General features: G+C 30.5%; 19 protein-coding genes. 6 read left to right on the top strand and 13 right to left on the bottom strand.

All coding sequences use genetic code 11. The features are described from left to right. Positions 1-53 precede the first annotated feature (53 nt). Both CX675_RS08285 and CX675_RS08280 read left to right on the top strand, forming a co-directional pair. On the top strand, positions 54-1,481 hold the full coding sequence (locus CX675_RS08285; RefSeq protein WP_130734769.1) for a PAS domain-containing sensor histidine kinase: 1,428 nt from the start codon (positions 54-56) through the stop codon (positions 1,479-1,481). Between the two features lie 32 nt (positions 1,482-1,513). After that, entirely contained in the window at positions 1,514-2,284 is a 771-nt protein-coding gene (locus CX675_RS08280) for an enoyl-CoA hydratase/isomerase family protein (protein ID WP_130734768.1), read from the top strand. Between the two features lie 54 nt (positions 2,285-2,338). On the opposite strand, the gene CX675_RS08275 is transcribed toward CX675_RS08280, so the two are convergent. The 8 genes from CX675_RS08275 to CX675_RS08240 all read right to left on the bottom strand — a co-directional run bounded on the left by CX675_RS08275 (position 2,339) and on the right by CX675_RS08240 (position 10,471). Continuing rightward, positions 2,339-2,983 (bottom strand): HD domain-containing protein, encoded by a 645-nt coding sequence (locus tag CX675_RS08275; protein WP_130734767.1) that lies wholly within the window; start codon positions 2,981-2,983, stop codon positions 2,339-2,341. 15 nt (positions 2,984-2,998) lie between these two features. Further along, positions 2,999-3,691 (bottom strand): cyclase family protein, encoded by a 693-nt coding sequence (locus CX675_RS08270; RefSeq protein WP_130734766.1) that lies wholly within the window; start codon positions 3,689-3,691, stop codon positions 2,999-3,001. 32 nt (positions 3,692-3,723) lie between these two features. Then, complete coding sequence (locus CX675_RS08265) at positions 3,724-4,716, bottom strand: acyl-ACP desaturase (RefSeq protein WP_130734765.1); 993 nt, start codon at positions 4,714-4,716, stop codon at positions 3,724-3,726. A gap of 5 nt (positions 4,717-4,721) precedes the next feature. Next, positions 4,722-5,456 (bottom strand): 1-acyl-sn-glycerol-3-phosphate acyltransferase, encoded by a 735-nt coding sequence (locus CX675_RS08260; protein WP_130734764.1) that lies wholly within the window; start codon positions 5,454-5,456, stop codon positions 4,722-4,724. Positions 5,457-5,542: 86 nt separating this feature from the next. Beyond that, positions 5,543-5,953 (bottom strand): BrxA/BrxB family bacilliredoxin, encoded by a 411-nt coding sequence (locus CX675_RS08255; RefSeq protein ID WP_130734763.1) that lies wholly within the window; start codon positions 5,951-5,953, stop codon positions 5,543-5,545. 116 nt (positions 5,954-6,069) lie between these two features. After that, positions 6,070-8,091: an FG-GAP-like repeat-containing protein gene (locus CX675_RS08250; protein WP_130734762.1), complete on the bottom strand. Its 2,022-nt coding sequence runs from the start codon at positions 8,089-8,091 to the stop codon at positions 6,070-6,072. 30 nt (positions 8,092-8,121) lie between these two features. Further along, positions 8,122-9,237 (bottom strand): hypothetical protein, encoded by a 1,116-nt coding sequence (locus CX675_RS08245; RefSeq protein ID WP_130734761.1) that lies wholly within the window; start codon positions 9,235-9,237, stop codon positions 8,122-8,124. Positions 9,238-9,322: 85 nt separating this feature from the next. Then, entirely contained in the window at positions 9,323-10,471 is a 1,149-nt protein-coding gene (locus CX675_RS08240) for a lycopene cyclase family protein (protein ID WP_130734760.1), read from the bottom strand. A gap of 115 nt (positions 10,472-10,586) precedes the next feature. Between CX675_RS08240 and CX675_RS08235 the strand changes: the two genes are divergently transcribed. After that, entirely contained in the window at positions 10,587-11,072 is a 486-nt protein-coding gene (locus CX675_RS08235) for a PAS domain-containing protein (RefSeq protein ID WP_130734759.1), read from the top strand. Here the strand turns inward: CX675_RS08235 and CX675_RS08230 are convergent. Beyond that, positions 11,069-13,315, bottom strand: coding sequence for a TonB-dependent receptor (locus CX675_RS08230; protein WP_130734758.1), 2,247 nt, complete (start codon positions 13,313-13,315; stop codon positions 11,069-11,071). The two genes, CX675_RS08235 and CX675_RS08230, sit on opposite strands and share 4 nt — an antisense overlap. 88 nt (positions 13,316-13,403) lie before the next feature. On the opposite strand from CX675_RS08230, the gene CX675_RS08225 reads away from it, so the two are divergent. Genes CX675_RS08225 through CX675_RS08215 form a run of 3 tightly spaced genes read left to right on the top strand, consistent with a single transcriptional unit; the run spans position 13,404 to position 16,343 of the window. Beyond that, a complete protein-coding gene (locus tag CX675_RS08225) occupies positions 13,404-14,051 on the top strand; it encodes a metal-dependent transcriptional regulator (protein ID WP_130734757.1) in 648 nt (215 codons plus the stop codon). Positions 14,052-14,062: 11 nt separating this feature from the next. Beyond that, positions 14,063-15,937 carry an Nramp family divalent metal transporter gene (locus CX675_RS08220; protein WP_130734756.1) on the top strand — a complete coding sequence of 625 codons (1,875 nt, stop codon included), beginning with the start codon at positions 14,063-14,065 and terminating at the stop codon, positions 15,935-15,937. Positions 15,938-15,947: 10 nt separating this feature from the next. Then, positions 15,948-16,343, top strand: a complete 396-nt coding sequence (locus CX675_RS08215; RefSeq protein ID WP_130734755.1) for a hypothetical protein — start codon at positions 15,948-15,950, stop codon at positions 16,341-16,343. A 2-nt stretch (positions 16,344-16,345) separates the two neighbouring features. Here CX675_RS08215 and CX675_RS08210 read toward each other — a convergent pair whose 3' ends face one another. The 4 genes from CX675_RS08210 to CX675_RS08195 form a co-directional block, all read right to left on the bottom strand. Then, a complete protein-coding gene (locus CX675_RS08210; protein WP_130734754.1) occupies positions 16,346-16,477 on the bottom strand; it encodes a FeoB-associated Cys-rich membrane protein in 132 nt (43 codons plus the stop codon). Positions 16,478-16,480: 3 nt separating this feature from the next. Further along, positions 16,481-18,589, bottom strand: coding sequence for a ferrous iron transport protein B (feoB, locus tag CX675_RS08205; RefSeq protein WP_130734753.1), 2,109 nt, complete (start codon positions 18,587-18,589; stop codon positions 16,481-16,483). 3 nt (positions 18,590-18,592) lie between these two features. After that, positions 18,593-18,829: a FeoA family protein gene (locus tag CX675_RS08200; protein WP_130734752.1), complete on the bottom strand. Its 237-nt coding sequence runs from the start codon at positions 18,827-18,829 to the stop codon at positions 18,593-18,595. A gap of 78 nt (positions 18,830-18,907) precedes the next feature. Further along, positions 18,908-19,573: an SCO family protein gene (locus CX675_RS08195; RefSeq protein ID WP_130734751.1), complete on the bottom strand. Its 666-nt coding sequence runs from the start codon at positions 19,571-19,573 to the stop codon at positions 18,908-18,910. Positions 19,574-19,667 lie beyond the last annotated feature (94 nt).

Here is a 19,667-nt window from a genome sequence, read left to right as displayed (position 1 = left end):
ACGCAATTTTTAATATAAAGCATATTTCGTTACGGTTAAGAATATTTTTATCGATGATATTCTTAACTTTAATTGCTTCTATTTTAATAGCATTTGTTTCGTACTATCAATTTAAAAAAGAAGCACGTGAATATCATCAGGATCGTTTAGAACGAAAGGAAAATGCCATTATTGAAAACATAAATTACATTTTAAATAATACCAGTTTTCCGCTTACTACTGAAAATATTCAATATATTTTTAAAGAAAAAATACATGAAATTGCTGATATTCATAGTTTAGAAATTAATTTTTTTGACCTTAAAGGAAATTTAATTATTTCTTCAAAACCAGTTTTTCAAATGGATAGCATTCGACCAGAAATAAATGCTTCCACACTTAAAATATTACAAGGAACTATAGACAAACGATATGTAGAATTTACTAAAATTGATGGATTACCCTATCGTTCTTCATATTGTTATATTAAAGACAATAAATTTAAACCTTTGGCTATTTTAAACCTTCCATACGAGGAAGACACTGAGTTTTATGACAATGAAATAAAAAATTTTTTAATTCGATTTGGGCAAGTGTATTTTGTAATGTTGTTAATTTCGATTTTTTTGTCTTATTTTTTATCGAGTTATATTACCAAATCTTTAAAAATAATATCAGATAAAATTCAAGAGACTAATTTTAATCAGCAAAATCAAAAAATTGAACTCGACGAAAGTAGTAAAGAAATTAATTTGCTGATTGAATCATATAATAATATGGTTGATAAATTAGAAGATAGCGCTACTAAATTAGCTCAAAGTGAAAGAGAACAAGCTTGGAGAGAGATGGCAAAACAAGTGGCTCATGAAATTAAAAATCCATTAACACCAATGCGTTTAACGGTGCAAAGTTATCAAAGAAGATTTGATGTAAATGACGCCAAAGCAAAAGAGAAATTAGATGATTTTGCTAAAACCTTAATCCAGCAAATAGATACCATGAGTGCCGTGGCTAGTGCTTTTTCAAATTTTGCATCTATGCCTGCACAGCAAAACGAAACGCTAAATGTAGTGAAGGTGGTGCAATTAGCTTTAGATATTTTTAATGAAGATTTTATCCATTTTAGTTTTTCTGATGAAGAAATTATTGCGAGTTTAGATAGAACTCAATTAATAAGGGTAATAACTAATTTAGTTAAAAATGCGATTCAGGCAATTCCAGAAGAACAAGAGTATAAAATTATCTTTGTAAAAGTATATAGCAATGAAAATAATGTGATTATTTCTGTGGATGATAATGGTAAAGGAATTTCGGATATAAATAAGGCACGCATTTTTGAGCCAAAGTTTACCACAAAATCTAGTGGTATGGGATTAGGGCTGGCTATCATAAAAAATATCATTGAAAATTACAACGGGACCATTACATTTGAGAGCAAAGAAGGAGAAGGAACAACATTCTTTGTAACATTCCCAATAACAGAAAACCAAGAAATTAGTTAGAATAAAAATACTTAAAAACAACATACCAAAAAATGGAAAACATTTTAATTGACAAATCAGACAACTTAGCTATTATTACCATTAACAGACCAGAAAAATTAAATGCTTTAAACAAAGCAACCATTTTAGAACTACATGAAGCATTTAAGATGTTAAATGATGATATAGCAATAAAAGCTATTATTTTAACAGGAAGTGGAGAAAAAGCCTTTGTTGCAGGTGCAGATATTTCTGAGTTTGCCAATTTTTCTGTATCAGAAGGAGGTAAACTAGCCGCAAAAGGACAAGAACTACTATTTGATTTTGTACAAAATTTAACCACACCAGTATTAGCGGCTGTGAATGGTTTTGCTTTAGGAGGCGGTTTAGAATTAGCTATGGCTTGTCATTTTAGAATTGCTTCAACGAATGCTAAAATGGGCTTACCAGAAGTAACTTTAGGAGTAATTCCTGGTTATGGAGGAACGCAAAGATTAACACAATTGGTTGGAAAAGGAAGAGCGATGGAAATGATCATGACAGCGAGTATGATTGATGCCTCTGCAGCACTGCATTATGGGTTAGTTAACCATGTGGTAGAACAAGCAGAATTACTTTCTTTTGCGAAAGAAATTGCAGCAAAAATCACTAAAAACTCCAGTACTGCTATCGCTAAAGCCATTAAAGCTATTAATGCTAATTTTGAAGATGGTACCAATGGATATCAAGTTGAAATTGAAAATTTTGGAGCTTGTTTTGGAACTGATGATTTTAAAGAAGGAACCACAGCTTTCTTAGAAAAAAGAAAAGCGAACTTTAAATAAAAAAGTACATCTAATATCATAAAAAAGCGGTTATATTTTTAACCGCTTTTTTCATTATTTTTCGCCTTCCCATTCGGCATAAAATTGAGCTAAAAATAGTTCCATAAAGTGATGTCTTTCAGCAGCAATTTTTTTACCCGTTTTGGTATTCATTTTATCTTTTAAAAGCAATAGTTTTTCGTAGAAATGATTTAAGGTAGGCGCTTCACTTTTCTTATACTCTTCTTTACTCATATTAAGATTAGGTTGAATATTTGGATCATAAATGGCTCTATTTTTAAAACCACCATAATTAAAAGTACGTGCTATTCCAATAGCACCTAAAGCATCCAATCGGTCAGCATCTTGTATAATTTCTAATTCTTTTGAAGTATATATTTTTTCAAAATTACCTCCTTTAAAAGAAATATTTTCAACAATGGCAATTACAGCTGTAATAGTTTCTTCTGCAACATTTTGGCTAACTAAAAAATCTCGCGCTACTTTAGGACCAACGGTTTCATCTCCATGATGAAATTTACTATCAGCAATGTCATGTAATAAAGCGCCTAATTTTACTATTTCTAGATTGCAGTTTTCTTCTTTCGCCAATAGTAATGCATTTTTATACACTCTTTCAATGTGAAACCAATCATGACCGCCTTCAGCGTTTTGGAGTTGTTCTTTTACAAAAAGAATGGTAGTATCTATTACAGACATATCTTTTAATTTCTATTATTCAAAAACGGCTATAGCTCTTACTGGTGAGCCAGTTCCGCCTTTTATTTTTAAAGGTAGGGCAATGAAACGAAAACGACCTCTTGAGATCAATTGGTCCAGATTAATCATGTTTTCATAGTGAGTAAAACCCATTTCGCCGCATATTTGATGTACTTCTCTATTGGTTACTTTAGGTATTCCAGGGGACATGGTTTCCACACCAAAAGCAGCTATTTTTTTTGAGCCTAACCATCGGGTTGCTTCTGCTGTTAAACCAGGACCGTTTGGCCAGTTTTCAGTTCCGAAATACACATTATAATGATTGGTATAAAACAAAACTGTATCGCCTTCTTTGATTTCAATTTTTTCTTTTTCACAAGCTCTTTCTATATCTTCGGCAGTAATTAATTCTTTTAATTTTTTATGCGAAAAATTGAGACAAATGCCTTCAGTATAAAACATAGAAAGAGGCATTTTATCAATTGAAGATGCTGAAAATTCTTTTCCCATATGATTTAAGGCATCAACATGGGTTCCTGTGTGTTCTCCTAATTCTAGTTTATAAACACTAGGTGTACTTGTTTTTGCATTCTGTTCTCCATTCCATTGTTCATGCGTTGCATGTACAGTAAAAGAAACTTCTGGAAGCCCATTAAAAACAGGCATTCCAGAATATATTTCCTGACTTAAATCTATTATTTCTTTCAAGGCTTATTTGTCTCTTTTATTTAAAAAAGAATTTATTTTACCAATGCAGGTTGTACCCATTTAAAGACATGACTGGTTTCAGGCACCACTAATCTTTCTGAAATACGAGCCATTCTTGCCGGTAGTTTCATTAAATAATCTCTGGCTTTTTCTGCTTCGTCAGTAAGGTTTGTGATCTTATCAATTTGCCATTTGTCAATTAGCTTTTGCATGATGTCTACATAATCATTTGCAGTATAAACACCGATTCTTTGTGCAGCATCTGAGAATTGTTCAAAAGCAGTGCTTATTTTTTGTCCAGATTCTCTTAAAAAATGAGCTGGCATGGTAATTTTATGTTTCATCATGTGTTGAAAAGCCAGCATCATTTCACTTGGATCTACTTCAAAAATTTTGTTTACAAAAGTACTATAAGCTTGATGATGACGCATTTCATCACCAGCAATTAAACGGCACATTTTAGCTAATTTGTTATCGCCAAATTTTTTAGCCATTTGGGCTACTCTATTATGAGAAATATAAGTTGCTAATTCCTGAAAACTAGTATATACAAAATTTTTGTAAGGGTCGTTACTAGTTCCAATATCAAATCCATCATTAATTAAATGTTGGGTAGTCATTTCAACTTCTCTCATGTTTACCCGACCAGATAAATATAAATATTTATTTAGTGTATCTCCATGACGATTTTCCTCTCCTGTCCATTGTCTAACCCATTTACTCCAACCATTTCCACCATTTTCTTGGTTTACACCTTCTACTTCCATTAACCATGATTCATAAGTAGGTAAAGCTTCTTCAGTAATAGTATCTCCCACTAAAACCACCCAAAAATCATATGGTAAATCTTTGGCAATTTCTCTTAATTCGGTTACTTCATCAAAGAAATTTTCATTTTGTGAATTTGGGAGTAAATCAGTAGGTTGCCAAATTTTTTCAACTGGAATTAAAAATTCTTCTACAAAAGAATCAATTTTCTTTTCCAAAAACTGCATTACTTCTAAGCGAACATTTTTTATTGACATTGTTTTTATTTTTTAATATGATCTGTGATTACTTTTTCAGTTTTTTCAAAAATTTCTTCGAAAGTATAATCAGAAATTTTTAGAGGTTCGTGAACTTGAAATTCCAATCGATTTCCTAAACCTAAAGGAAAAGTTCCATAACGTGCTAATTTCCAAGAATTGTTGATGGTAATAGGTGCAAAATAAGCATCTGGAGCAAATTTGTAAAGCATTTTTAAACCATTTACAGAAAATGTTTTTGGTTCTCCTTTTTTTGCTCTTGTTCCTTCTGGGAAAATAACTACCGAATAATTATTTTTATTGATAAATTCGGCACATTTTTTTATTTCTGCTAAAGCTTGCTTACCATCTTTCCTGTCTATTAATGCCGAACCGCCATGTTTTAAGTTATAAGAAACACTTGGAATACCTTTTCCTAGTTCTTTTTTACTGATAAATTTTGGATGCCATTTTCTTAAAAACCAGATATAAGGAGGAATGTCATACAAGCTTTGATGATTAGAAACAATAATTAGAGGGGCGTTTTTAGGTAATTTTTCTCTTCCTTTAAAACGATAAGTTGTTCCTAACAAGTGTGTAGTTCGCAATAAAAACATATTCAGAATAGCAACACTCCAGCGATGGGCATTATAGCCAAAAACGTTTAAACATATCCATTGAATGATATGAAAAAAGCACAACCAAAATAAAAACAGTATATAATATACAATAGAAATGGGATAAGATAATATCTTTTGCATAACAGAAATTACTTTTTAACAAAGGTACTATATAAAACAAGAAAACCATCATTAAAAGATGGTTTTCGTTTTTCTAATATAGAAGATTAGCAATACTCGTTGTATGCATCTTTTAGGTTTTCAGCAATTAATTCGGCTGGGCGACCTTCAATATGATGACGTTCTAACATGTGTACTAATTCACCATTTTTAAATAAAGCCATACTTGGAGATGAAGGAGGAAAAGGAAACATTTCTTCTCTGGCAGCATCAACAGCTTCTTTATCTACGCCTGCAAAAACGGTGATTAGATTAGAGGGCTTTTTAGCACCATCTAAACTCATTTTTGCTCCTGGACGTGCATTTCTAGCGGCACAACCACAAACTGAATTCACCACTACTAAAGTTGTTCCTTCTTTTTGTATTTCGTTCTTAACATCTGTTGCAGTATATAATTCTTTAAAACCAGCCTCAGAAAGTTCTGCACGCATTGGTTTTACCATTTCTTCTGGATACATAATTTTTGTATTTTAATTAATGTTGCAAAGTTACAAAGATTAAATAATTTCATATCTAATTAAATCATAAAGATTTGTTATGACTTAATATAAAAAAAATTATACTAGCACTGTTTTTAATTCTTTTTAACGAAATTTCTTGAGAACTTTTTACCTTCTTTTGTTTCCAAGGTTACTATATAAATGCCTTCTTTTAAATCATTAATTTTAATTTTAGTTTCCACTTCAGTTAGCTTTTTAACTAAACCACCATGCATTGCATAAATAGCTACAGATTTAATATTTAATTTTTCGGAATTAGTTATACTAATAAAATCACTACTTGGATTTGGATACAATTCAAACCAATCTTTATTAAAGTTAGCAACACTTAAAGGTGAAGAACCTTCAATTACTGTTAATGCTTGATCTGAATTTGGTGTATCTATAACATCTACAATTCCAGAAGGCCATCTAATAATTACTTGATCAACAGTTGTTTCTGAGCCAATTCCAAAATGTGCATTCATAGTACTTTGATGACTAAACCCATGACCACTTCTTATTTCTCTTATTTGTTTTCCCCAATTTCCATAAATCTCAACTCTAGCACCTATTCCATTTCGATTACTAACTATTCCTTGTAAGTTAATTTTAATCCAGTGATTTGTATTAGGAGTATTGAAATAAATGGTGTTACCAAATTGCACATCTAAGAAACCATCATTATTTAAATCACCAATTCCTCCTTCACTAAAATTCAAATCATATCCTGTAAAAGTTAAATCTCCATTATTGAGGTACATTTCTTTTCCGTTTTGCCATAGAAAGTCTATCCAACCATCATTATTAAAATCACCCGCTTGAATTTCCCAAGAACCTACTTGCGGATCAATACCAGTAGTTGCATAAATATCGGTAAAAGTGCCATCACCATTATTGAGATAGAATTTATTGGTGTCAGAAATATTAGATAATAAGAAATCCATATCACCATCATTATCAAAATCTTCAATTGCAGTTGACCAAGATTGTGAACCATCATTAATTCCAGCTAATGCTCCAGATTCTGTGTAAGTTCCATCACCATTATTTTTGTACAAAAGATTGATTCTTTGTGCATCTCCAACAGGTGCACCACCACGACATTTTGCAAGATACATATCGATGTTTCCATCATTATCGTAATCAGACCACATCGATTGATAGTTGCCACCCACGGCTAAAGTTGGCATTAAAGAAGTATCAAAGACAAGATCTCCAGACCCCATGTTTCTATAGGAATGACTTTGAGCAACATCATGACAAGCCCATAAATCTAAGTTACCATCATTATCAATATCTACAAAATTAGTTCTTTGAGTAAAAATATATTGTGGATATGGAACTTCTGTATAATTAGTTCCTGTTGCATCAGCTTTAACAATAGTTAAACGACTGCCACTGCCAAATACTAAATCGTTAAAACCATTTTTGTCATAATCTCCTGCTGCAATACTCCAAGATGGCGTAGCAGTTAATCCAGGTAATGAAATGGTTGATGAAATAAATCCGCCAGTTGTCTTTTGTTTATGAATTGTCATTGTATTTGTACTTACGGTCACAATATCATCTAAATAATCTCCATCCATATCAACAACACAACAGATATTTGAACTAGTTGAGATTGTTTGAGTACTAAAATTGACAACAGGAGCAACAATAGGAATTTCAGAAAGTTCAAAGTCAAAACCTAAAGCGCTCCATCTATTATCAAAAGCGATATAATAAGTATTTCCTGCGGTAACATTGAAGCTCACTTTTGATAAATAGGAGTTTGCATTTCCACTATTACATTGAATTACACCAGCATCATCATCGCCTGCTATACAGGTTAAATTTGAGCAATTGCCACTATAAATATGGACACGTGTGTCTTTACAAATATTAATAGGTAAATCTGTGGTTACAGTTACTGTATAATCAGCAGAAGCAGTGTATTGATACCATTCACCTGCTGTTGCATTAGTAGTATTCACACAACTTGTAGGTACTTCTGTCCCATCAATTTGATCAACCGTATAGGTTCCAGCAGTTATAACGGGTGCTGAAGTGCAAGTATCTTGAGCAAATGAATGTAGGTATAAACTCAAGAAAAAAATAAGAGTAGTTTTTTTCATAATTTGGTTTTTTAAGTTGTTTGTTTAATTTTAATGGCAATCAGGAGGTAAGCTATTAATCCAAGTTTGAATTAAATCTAATCCTTCTTCATGTACTAGTGTTCTTCCAATATAAGGCATCATAAGGCTTTCTTCTGTAGAACTCATCCTTTGTATCATTTCCGATTGATCTGCATTTCCAGCATTTATGACAAAAGGTCCATTTGGAATGCTAAATAAAGGAGTCATACATACTCCAAAAGTATTTAAATCGGTATTACTATAATTCAGCCTTATGCTAACATAATCGCAATGACCACCTGTTCTATGACAATGACCGCAGTTGATATCAATATAAGAACGAACGCGCTTTTCTAGTGTTTCATTTGTGTTTTCCCAATTTACTGTAGCATTAATAGACGTAGGAGTGCTAGCGTCTAAATATCCGACACTTTTCCATTTTTCTAATTGATTTTTAGTTTCATCTCCATAATTATAAGCAAGATTTAAATTTTGAGGTTTTACACCTATAGGAATTGTTATTTCTCCATGTTCAATTTGATTGGGATTTATTTTATGACAAGTAATACATTCATTCTGTGATGGGATTTTATATGTTGTGTTTTTTGTTACACCATTTTCTGACCATTCGATTGGAACTGAGATACCTTGTTGATTATTGTCTAGATTAGCTTCTGTTTGATCTTCGTTCCATATATAATTATATGCTTTCCAACCATCAGATTTTCTGATTAATAGTCTAGTTTCTATTATTTTTTGTGTATGATTTGGTAAAACATTATCGTAATAAAATGTTTTTATTAGAGCTGTTCCTATTGGGAATTCTAAAGTATTATCGTCGCCATTATATGTTGCTTTTGTATTTTTTGGCATCCAAACAAATCTTTTTTTGTGCGCATAATCTGAAAACAAGCTACTTGCAGGAGCATAAGGTAGTACATTAAGAGATGGAGATTGGTTTTTTAATAAACCTTCAAAGAAATGGTATTCTGATAATTTGCTGTAAGGCACTAGAGCCAAATTTACAGAAACAGGCGAAACTTCAGGTGTAGGAATTTCTGAATAATTTGTATCATCATCGCTACACGAAAATAGTGTAACAAAAGATACCATCAGACCTAAAATCAGATAGTATTTTTTAATCATATTTGTAAGTTTAGTTTTTTTAGTTGTAAAACAAATATAGTTAAATTAATGTAAATATCTTACATATAGATAATTGTAGAATTTGTTAACGGATTATTCTTGTTAAAACTGCCTTTAAAAAAGGAGGTTTTGGACATTTCCAAATTACCTCTAAATCTTCTAAAAGAGCCGTTTCTTCATCTAGAAATTTAAAAATTTTGACAGGATTTTTCTTTTTAAATAGTGCTGTAAACAAAAATTTACCTAGCGCATTATTTTGATACAAAACATCAATAAAAAGTATGTCATAGTACCAAAATTTATTTTTTTTAGCATAATTTTTAAAATTAAGATTTCCTTTACTTTTTAAAATAAATGCAACTAATGTTTTAGCTTGTTTATAAGATTTTTTAAAAGTATAACCTGTACTAGCTTTGGTCCAACCTCCAGCAGAACCAATATGTATTATGTTTTTAGTGTTTTGTTTCCAAAAAGGAAAACTAGTCATGGGAATATTACCTTGTTCTTTTTCAACAATTTCATAATCAGTAATCCCCATTTTTGCGATGTAATTTCTTACCTCTTCTTCATATTCTTGTTTAGCTAATAGGTCTTTGGAAAATAAAGTATATTCAATTAAAGCTTCAGAATCTGAGAAAGGGAGTACATACATAAATCGAGTATTTTCTTTTTGTTGAACAGAAAAATCCATGAATGTAGCACATTGGGAATTGAAGATTGATTCTTTAGCTTTAATAAACCATCCTAAAAAATGTTGTTGTAGTAAAGGATATTTATTTTGTGAGGCAAGTATTTTTGGTTTAAAAATAGAATTAAAAACAAGTGTTGACGAGTAACTATTTTTTTCGGTTGTAACAAGGCATTGGTTGCCTAAATCTTCAAAACCAATTACTTTTTCTTTTAAAAAGGTAATGTTAGATTGTTTATTGATGATGTCGAAAATAAAATCATAGAAATCAATTCCTTTTATCATTTTATAATTATAAGGATTAATATTCCATTTTTGAATTTTTGAAGGAGTAATAAAAGCAAGGGTTTCCCACTTTTTAGAAACGATGTCATCAAAAAGAGAAGTTTTATCCCAAAAACACCAAGTTCGATCATTATTTTTTTTAGTGTTTTGGTCTATAAGAAGAATCGTTTTATCTTTAAACTGAGAAGATAAAATCATTTCGTAAACAGTTAATAGTGTAGCCAAACCTGTTCCAGCAAATATGTAATCATAGTGTTTCACTATTCAAAGATATTGAAATTAATATCTTTTTTTTGGTCAAACAAACGTTAAACCGCCGCTCAGAATAAATTTTAATGGAGAAATGCACTATTTTTGAATGGTAAAGTGATATGTTATGCTTAAAGAATACGATAAAGCTTGGGCAAAATACCAAGAACGCCTGTCTCTTTTACCACTTCCTTTAACCACTTGGGAATTTTATAATTTGCCAAGATCTGAACAAAAGGAATTTAATCATGTACAAGAAAAATGGGTGCAAAAAATAAATTATTTAGAAATAACAAAAAAGAAAAAAGTTACCATTTTAATAACTGATGCTAATTTTAAAATAGTTTTTGTTTCTTCAAATTTTGTTAAAATGACAGGTTATGATGTTAAAGAAGTAATTGGACAGTCTCCAAAAATGTTTCAAGGAAAAGCGACATCAATACAAACCAGAAAGAAAATACGAATGGCTATTGAAAAGAGAATTCCTTTTCAAGAATCTATTTTAAACTATAAAAAAGACGGAACAACGTATCTTTGTAAAATTGAAGCTTTTCCAAAATTTGACAAAAATGGTAATTTTATAAACTACATTGCTTTTGAAAGTGCAGCCTAATCTATTTTATAACGCAATCCTATAAAAATGCGCATACCCTGATTAGGAGCATAAACATAACTAGGGTCAAAAGTTAATGCGTAAGGATTGTTTGGTGTGGCAATTGCATTTCCATTAGTATCAAAAACTACTTCCTTGTCAAAGGGATCATTAGCTCGAGCAATTAAAAAAGGATTATTTTTATTAGGTGTCCAATTTAAAAAATTTTTGATGCCTCCATAAAATTCCATACTATTATTCTTATAGGTAAATTGAATGTTTTGTATGCTCCATAAAGGAGAATATTCTTTTCTAGGGTCTAAATGGCTTACTAAAGGTAATCGCATAGGACCGTATACGTTTCCAGTATAGTCAATAGTTGTTCTCCACGAAGGTATATCATATGAAATTCCCCAAGTAGCACTAAATTTTTCTGTTAAAATAGGAGTTGTTATCTGATTATTTCTTTTATTTTTCGAATTTAACAAAGTAAAACCAGTCATTGTTTTTAATCCAAAGGGAAAAAGTAATTCTGCATTTCCAGTAATACCATATGTTTCTGAATAGCCATTTAAATTTGCATAAATAATTTGATTAGAATTAGTGTCATAATCAGGGATAATTTGATTCTTAAAATGGGTATACCAACTTGAAAGTTCAATAACTGAGGTGATATTTTCTTTAATTTTTCCCTTTTTCAAATAGTTTATATTCACATTATATGATTTTTCAGGATTTAGGTTTTCTGTGATAATTACTTCTCTTGAACCAGTTAAAGCTGCATGTTCTTCGGTAAATAAATTAACTACTCTAAAACCAGTCCCAGCGTTAATTCTAAAAATATCATTTAGAGAAGGTTTCCATTTATAAGCAAATCGCGGTGTAAAAATAGATCCATGAACGGAATGGTAATCATATCTTGAACCTAAGAGCAAGCTGTGTTTTGTGCCTAGTTTTATTTCATCTTGGAGGAATAAACTACTAATTTTGCTTTTTTCAGGTACTGTAGTAGCAGTAGTGTTGTCGTCATAAAATTGGTAACGATAAGCAGCACCTAGAAGAAAATCATGATTTTGGATGGTTTTGTTCCAAGTAATTTGTCCGTAAGCAATTTCTTGTTTTGCTAGAAAAACGGTTGTTCCGTATACCGAATTTTGATCGTGATTTGTATAAGAAAAAGAACTGGTCAAATGTTCTCTAAAAGGGAGTTCATATTTTCCTAGTAATTCATATCTTTTGGTATAAATACTTTCTCCATAAACCACATCACCAGCTCTGTAACCCTCATTCCATTGCATTTCTCCACCCCAACGGTCTTCATAAAAAAAACGCCCAGCAAGAGAGCATTCTTTATCACTATTTCTTTCGAAAGAAAATTTATTAAAAACAGAAATTCTATCTTGCAAAGTAACATCTGTAAAGTTATCGAGATTGTTATCTATAGGATGATTGTAATTGTAATAATTTAGACCCAAAAGCGCATGAATTTTTTTACCTACATTGTATTTTGCACCAAGGTCAATATTGTTTTCTAACCAAGAAGTACTAAATATATCCGCATAAAATGATGGTGCATTAGTTGCACTTTTAGTAATAATATTGATGAGGCCACCCACCGCTTCACTTCCATATAATGAAGAAGCAGGGCCTTTTACAATTTCGATTCTTTCGATTAAAGAATTTGGAATTCCAGACAAACCATATACCGTGGAAAGTCCGCTTACTATGGGCATTCCATCAATTGTTACCATGGTATAAGGCCCTTCCAATCCGTTGATATGAATATCGCCAGTATTGCAAATATTACAGTTGAGTTGAGGTCTTACGCCATTTACATTTTGTAAAGCTTCAAAAATATTTGATGTTGGATTTTTTTTCAGAAAAGCAGCTGTATAAACTTCTACAGGAACGGGTGTTTCTAAACGTGAGACTGCTTTAAGTGTTCCTGTTACTACCACTTCTTCTAAACTTTGATTTTCTTCTAAAAAGACATCAAGCGTTATGGGTGTATTATTTTCTAGAAGAATAGTTTTCTTTTTTGTTTTAAAACCAATAAATGAAAAATGCACAACATGCGTTCCATTTGGAATATTTTCCAAAATGTAATAGCCCAGTTCATTTGTTGTAACAGCTATTTTAAGTTCTGGCACAAAAACAGAAGCAAAAGCTAAGGGTTCGTTTTCACTAGTAACCCTTCCTTTTATTCTAGTTTGACAAAAAACAGAACTATTAATTATGAGTAGTATAAAAAATATTTTTTTCATTTTGTAAAAATAAATTTAGACAAAACTAAAAATATTTTTTATAACAACAGAATAAATTTATTATATTTGGTTAAATTTTATTTTTAAAATGACTATTTCAGAAGAAAATTATTTAAAAGTTATTTATCATTTATCGTTAGTTTCTCCTAAAGGAGTGAATACAAATGCAATAGCGGGTATGTTAGATACAAAAGCATCATCAGTAACAGATATGTTGAAAAAACTAGCAGAAAAAGATGTGGTTACCTATAAAAAATATCAAGGTGTTTCTTTAACGAATGCGGGTTTAATACAAGCAAAAAAAATAGTAAGAAGACATCGACTTTGGGAAGTTTTTTTAGTTGAAAAATTGCAATTTACTTGGGATGAAGTGCATGAAATAGCAGAAGAATTAGAACATATAAAATCGGAGAAATTAATTAATAGCTTAGATGCTTATTTAGATTTTCCAGCATTTGACCCTCATGGTGATCCAATACCAAATGAGAAAGGTGAAATAAAAAAACAGGAAAAGAAATTGTTATCTGAAATTCCTTTAAATACGGTTTGTAAATGTGTTGGAGTAAAAGACTCTTCTGTAGAATTTTTACAATATTTAGACAAACAAAAAATTACGTTAGGTTCTGAGATTAAAATTTTAGAAAAAGAGGCGTTTGATGAATTAATTAAAGTTGAGGTAGATGCTAAAGAAATGATTCTTTCCAATAAAATTGCCATTAACTTATATGTACAATAACAGTAGAAAGTATGAGTAAATCATTAGAAGAAGTTAATGAATCTGTTGCTACACAAGGTAAAGCGTCTACTTTTAGAAGAATTCTTGCCTTTTTTGGACCAGCTTATTTAATCAGTGTGGGTTATATGGATCCTGGAAATTGGGCAACTGATTTAGCAGGAGGAAGTCAATTTGGATATGCCTTAATCTGGGTATTACTAATGAGCAATGTAATGGCTTTGTTGTTGCAAAGTTTAAGTGCCAGATTAGGTATTGTAACACAGCGCGATTTAGCACAAGCATCTCGGGAAACATATTCTCCATTTATAAATTATATTTTATATTTTTTAGCAGAGATAGCAATTGCAGCTTGCGATTTAGCGGAAGTTTTAGGAATGGCCATTGGACTTAATTTATTATTTAATATTTCCTTATTAGATGGTGTTATTATTACTGTTTTAGATACTTTTTTATTACTTTTTTTAATTAATAAAGGCATTCGAAAAATGGAAGCTTTTATTATTGCGTTAGTTGCGATAGTTGGTTTTTCTTTTGTTTTTGAAATGTTTTTTGCGCAACCAGAAATTGGAAAAGTAGTTATAGGATTAATACCCACTTTGCCTAATGAAAATGCACTATATATTGCCATAGGTATTATTGGAGCTACAGTTATGCCACATAATTTATATTTACATTCATCTTTGGTCCAAACCAGAAAATTTGACAGAAGTAAAAAAGGGATAAAACAAGCGTTGAAATACAATTTGATAGACAGCACTATAGCTTTAAATTTAGCTTTTTTTGTTAACGCTGCGATTCTTATTTTAGCGGCTGCCACTTTTTATAAAAATGGATTGTTTGAAGTAGCAGAAATTCAAGACGCACACCAACTTTTAGAACCTTTATTAGGTACAAAGTGGGCACCTATTTTATTCGCAGTGGCTTTAATTGCGGCTGGACAGAGTTCTACGATTACAGGAACGTTGGCCGGTCAAATTATTATGGAAGGATATTTAAGTCTGCGAATTCAACCTTGGGTAAGAAGAATTATTACTAGGCTACTTGCTATTGTTCCAGCGGTAATAACTATATTATATTTTGGTGAAGATATAACGGGAAAATTATTAATACTGAGTCAAGTTATTTTGAGTTTGCAATTAGGTTTTGCCATCATTCCTTTAATTCATTTTGTGAGTGATAAAACCAAGATGAAAGGATTTCATATTTCCAAAACCACTCAAGTTGCTGCTTGGTTAATAGCTTCAATTATTGTAACATTAAATGGAAAACTGGTTTTTGATGAGATTAAAAGTTGGTTACAAATAACAAACTATCCTACTTTAATATGGTGTACAGTGGTTCCTTTGGCTATTGGTTTTCTCTTTTTATTGTTATATATCGTTTTCAAACCATTTTTTGTCAAAGCAAAGCATAAAATTGAAAATCACTCACCACACAATCTAAAATTAAAATTAAGAGAATTAAACACTTATTCAGCAAAAAATATTGCTATAGCTGTCGATTTTAGTAAAGCGGATGAATTAGCTATAAATAGTGCTTTTGAACTAGGAGGAATTCAAGCAAAATATACTTTAATTCATGTCGTGGAAACGGTTGGCGCGATGATGTATGGAAAACATACAGATGATTATGAAACGACCATAGACGAAAAATTATTGTTAGAATATAAAACTTTATTAGTAGATAAGGGGTATCAAATTGAAACGCAATTAGGTTTTGGAAGGCCAGGAAAAGTATTACCTAAAATTGTAAATGAAAATAGTTTTGATATTTTAGTGATGGGTACTCATGGACATTCTGGAATTAAAGACTTGTTGTTTGGTACAACAGTAGATAAATTACGTCATAAAATTTCAGTACCTTTATTTATTATAAAAAACAAATAAACAGCTACATATGAAAACTATCGTACTTTTTTTAACGCTTTTTTTGACGCAGTGTACTTCTAAGCAAAATGAAACTATCAATACATCAGAAAATATGAATAAAGAACAGATAGGTCAAAATCAGCAAGAATATCAATTTAAATTAAAAAAAGTTACAGCAGATTCCCGTTGTCCTGAAGGATTAAACTGTGTATGGGAAGGTCAAGTTGAAATGGTGGTTTCTGTATATAAAGAAAATGAATTAGTAGAAGAAAAAGAGCTAATCGTAAATTCACAAACTACAGACAAAAATGTAACTTGGGCAAATCAATACAGTAAAAAGAAAATCACTTTTATTGGAGTTTTGCCAAAAAGGGTAAAAGATCAAGAAATAAAAGAAAGTGAGTATAAGTTAGTCATTAAATAGGATTAATGACACGAACAATCATCTCCACAAGATTTAGAACTTTTGGGCTTCTTTTTTTTCCAAATAAATTTTCGAATTAAAAATCCAATGGCAATAGCAAGTGTTATGTAAACTAAAAGTTGTTGAAAATCCATATCTTATTTTAAAATTTGATAAGCAACTAAAGCAGTAAGATAAGCAAAACCGCTCATAAAAACAAATTGTAACAGAGGCCATTTCCAAGAATTGGTTTCTTTTTTTACGATAGCAATGGTCGACATGCATTGCATAGCAAAAGCATAAAAAAGCAATAGAGAAATGCCGGAAGCAAAATTAAATATTTTTTTACCCGTTACAGGATGTACTTCTGCTGCCATTCTGTTTTTTATAGTCACCTCTTCGTCACTGTGATTTCCTACATTATAAATAGTAGCTAAAGTACCTACAAAAACTTCTCTAGCTGCAAAAGAACTAATCACGGCAATACCTATTTTCCAGTCATAACCTAAAGGTTTAATAACAGGCTCAATTGTTTTTCCTAAAATACCAATGTAAGAATGTTCTAATTTATAACTGTTAATTTTGTTTTCTAAAATTTCATCGGTTATATTTTTGTCCTTTTCCGTGAGCTCTTTTAGAACAATTGTATCTGCATTTTTAAAATTTTTATTTGGACCATGAGAACCTAAAAACCATAAAACAATAGATAAGGCCAAAATAATTTTACCAGCACCAGTAACAAAAGCTTTGGTTTTTTCTATGACATTCAAAGCAACATTTTTAAATAATGGTACTTTATAAGAAGGCATTTCTATAACAAAATAGGATTTGCAATTTAATTTTAGAAAATAATTTAAAATGGTAGCTGAAAGTACAGCCATTCCAAATCCTATTAAATAGAGGAGCATTAAAGTAAGCCCTTGTAAACTTAAAAAACCAAAGATTCTTTCTTCAGGTATGATAAGAGAAATAAGAATAGCGTACACTGGTAAACGTGCAGAACAAGTGGTAAATGGAGTGACTAAAATGGTTATTAATCTTTCTTTCCAATTTTCAATGTTTCTCGCACCCATAATAGCAGGAATAGCACAAGCAGTTCCAGAAATTAAAGGAACAATACTTTTCCCTGAAAGGCCAAATCGTTTCATAATTTTATCCATCAGGAATACCACTCGACTCATGTAACCACTTTCTTCAAGGATGGATATAAATAAAAATAAAAAAGCAATTTGAGGAATGAAAATAACAATACCACTTATTCCAGGAATAATTCCTTCGCTGAGAAGATTCGTAAATTCTCCTTCTGGTAAATGATTTTTAGTATAAGCACTTAAAGAAGTAAAGGTTTCATCTATAAAATCCATTGGTACTTTACTCCAATCAAAAATGGACTGGAAAATAACCATTAAAATGCTAAAAAATATTAGATAACCAAAAAATTTATGGGTAAGAATTCGATCTAATTTTGCCCTTAAATCGGAAGCTTTTGTAATATCTATTTTTTGACCAATTTTTAAAGTATCATTAATAAATTGATATCTTTTAATGGTTTCTTTTTGTTGTAATCGTTTTAAATCGGAATGTGATTTTGTGAAAGTACTTTTAATTTCATTTCGCTCTAAATTGAGGAAATTTACATCTTGAGTAATCACTAACCATAACTTGTATAAAAGTTGGTTTGGAAAAGCTCTTCTTAAGTTATTGAAATATTCTGGATCAATAACAGAAGCATTTAAACAAGGTTGTGTTGATAGAGATTCATAATTTAGAATTAACGATTTTAGGTCGTTAATACCTGTTTTTTTTCTAGAGCTTACTAAAGCAATTTTGGTTTTTAATTCTCTTTCTAAAACAGGGATATCAAATTCTATTCCTTTTAATGACATACGGTCTGCCATATTAATAACAAGTATGGTAGGAATTTCTAAATCTTTAATTTGAGTAAAAAGGAGTAAATTTCGTTTGATGTTCTCCACTTCAGTTACTACAACAGCTACATCAGGGAAATCTTCATCATTTTTGTTTAAAAGTAGTTCTATAACTACATTTTCATCAATAGAACTAGCATTTAAACTGTAAGTTCCTGGTAAATCAATTATTTTAGCCTTAATGGAATCGGATAACTTACTAATTCCTTGTTTTTTTTCTACAGTAATTCCTGGATAATTTCCTACTTGTTGGTTTAAGCCTGTTAATTGGTTAAAAACAGATGTTTTTCCTACATTAGGGTTTCCGATTAATGCAACTTTTATGGTAGATTTAGGCATGAATTAAATCTTGATTTCTAAAGTTACAACGATTTGTTGTGCTGTTTCTTTACGAATAGCAACATGAGAATCGTTGATATTAAAATAAAAAGGATCTCCAAAAGGGGCAATTTGGATTAATTCTATAAAATTACCAGGCAAACAGCCCATTTCTAATAATTTTAGAGGGATTTCATCTACATTTATTTCTTTAATGTATCCTCTTTCACCCTTTTTTAAATCTGATAAATTTTTTTCCAAACTTATTTAGATTGAATTAAAATACAAAGGTAGCTAATAATTAGAAATTGAAAGAGTATTTTAAATAAAATTTATATTTTATTGTTGGCAAAGAAAAAGAATATCTTCGTAAAGTTTTTTAACTTCTTCTAAATTTGTTCCATCGTAAAAACCTCTAATTCTTCTTTTTTTGTCAATTAAAACGAAGTTTTCTGTATGTACCATATCATATAATTCTTCTGGATTTCCTGTCTTAACTACTAGATATGATTTTCTAGCTATGTAATAAATATCTTTTTTATTTCCAGTAACTAAATTCCATTTAGCATCGATTACTCCTTTTTCTTTGGCATAGGCTTTTAAGACTGGTACACTATCAATATCAGGAGTTACAGAATGGGACAACAACATTACATCAGAATTGTTTTTAATTTTATCTTGAAGCCAAACCATATTATTTGTCATTTTAGGACAAATAGAAGGACAAGTTGTAAAAAAGAAATCGGCAACATAAATTTTATCTTTATAATCTTCTTGTGTTATGCGTTTTCCATTTTGATTAGTAAAGGCAAAATCAGGAATAGTATGATTATATCCAATATGTTGTATGGTAGAATCTACAAGCTCTGGGTTAACGTCTCTTGGAGTGAAAATTTTTAGTCTTTTTTGAGGTTTTAAAAGCGAATAAATCCCAATAAAAATGATGATACATAATATTGAAAAAATAAGGATAAACCCAAAGTATTTGTTTTTTCGTATATTCATATAGAATACAAAATTATAGTTTTAAAATAGATTAATAACATTTTGGCTGTTAATGTTTTAAAAAACCAAAAACAATTAAAGAAAACTACCTATA

The sequence above is a fragment of the Flavobacterium sp. J27 genome, assembly GCF_004303025.1.
In the GTDB taxonomy this organism is placed as follows: domain Bacteria; phylum Bacteroidota; class Bacteroidia; order Flavobacteriales; family Flavobacteriaceae; genus Flavobacterium.
This window is presented reverse-complemented; position numbering and strand designations above follow the sequence as displayed.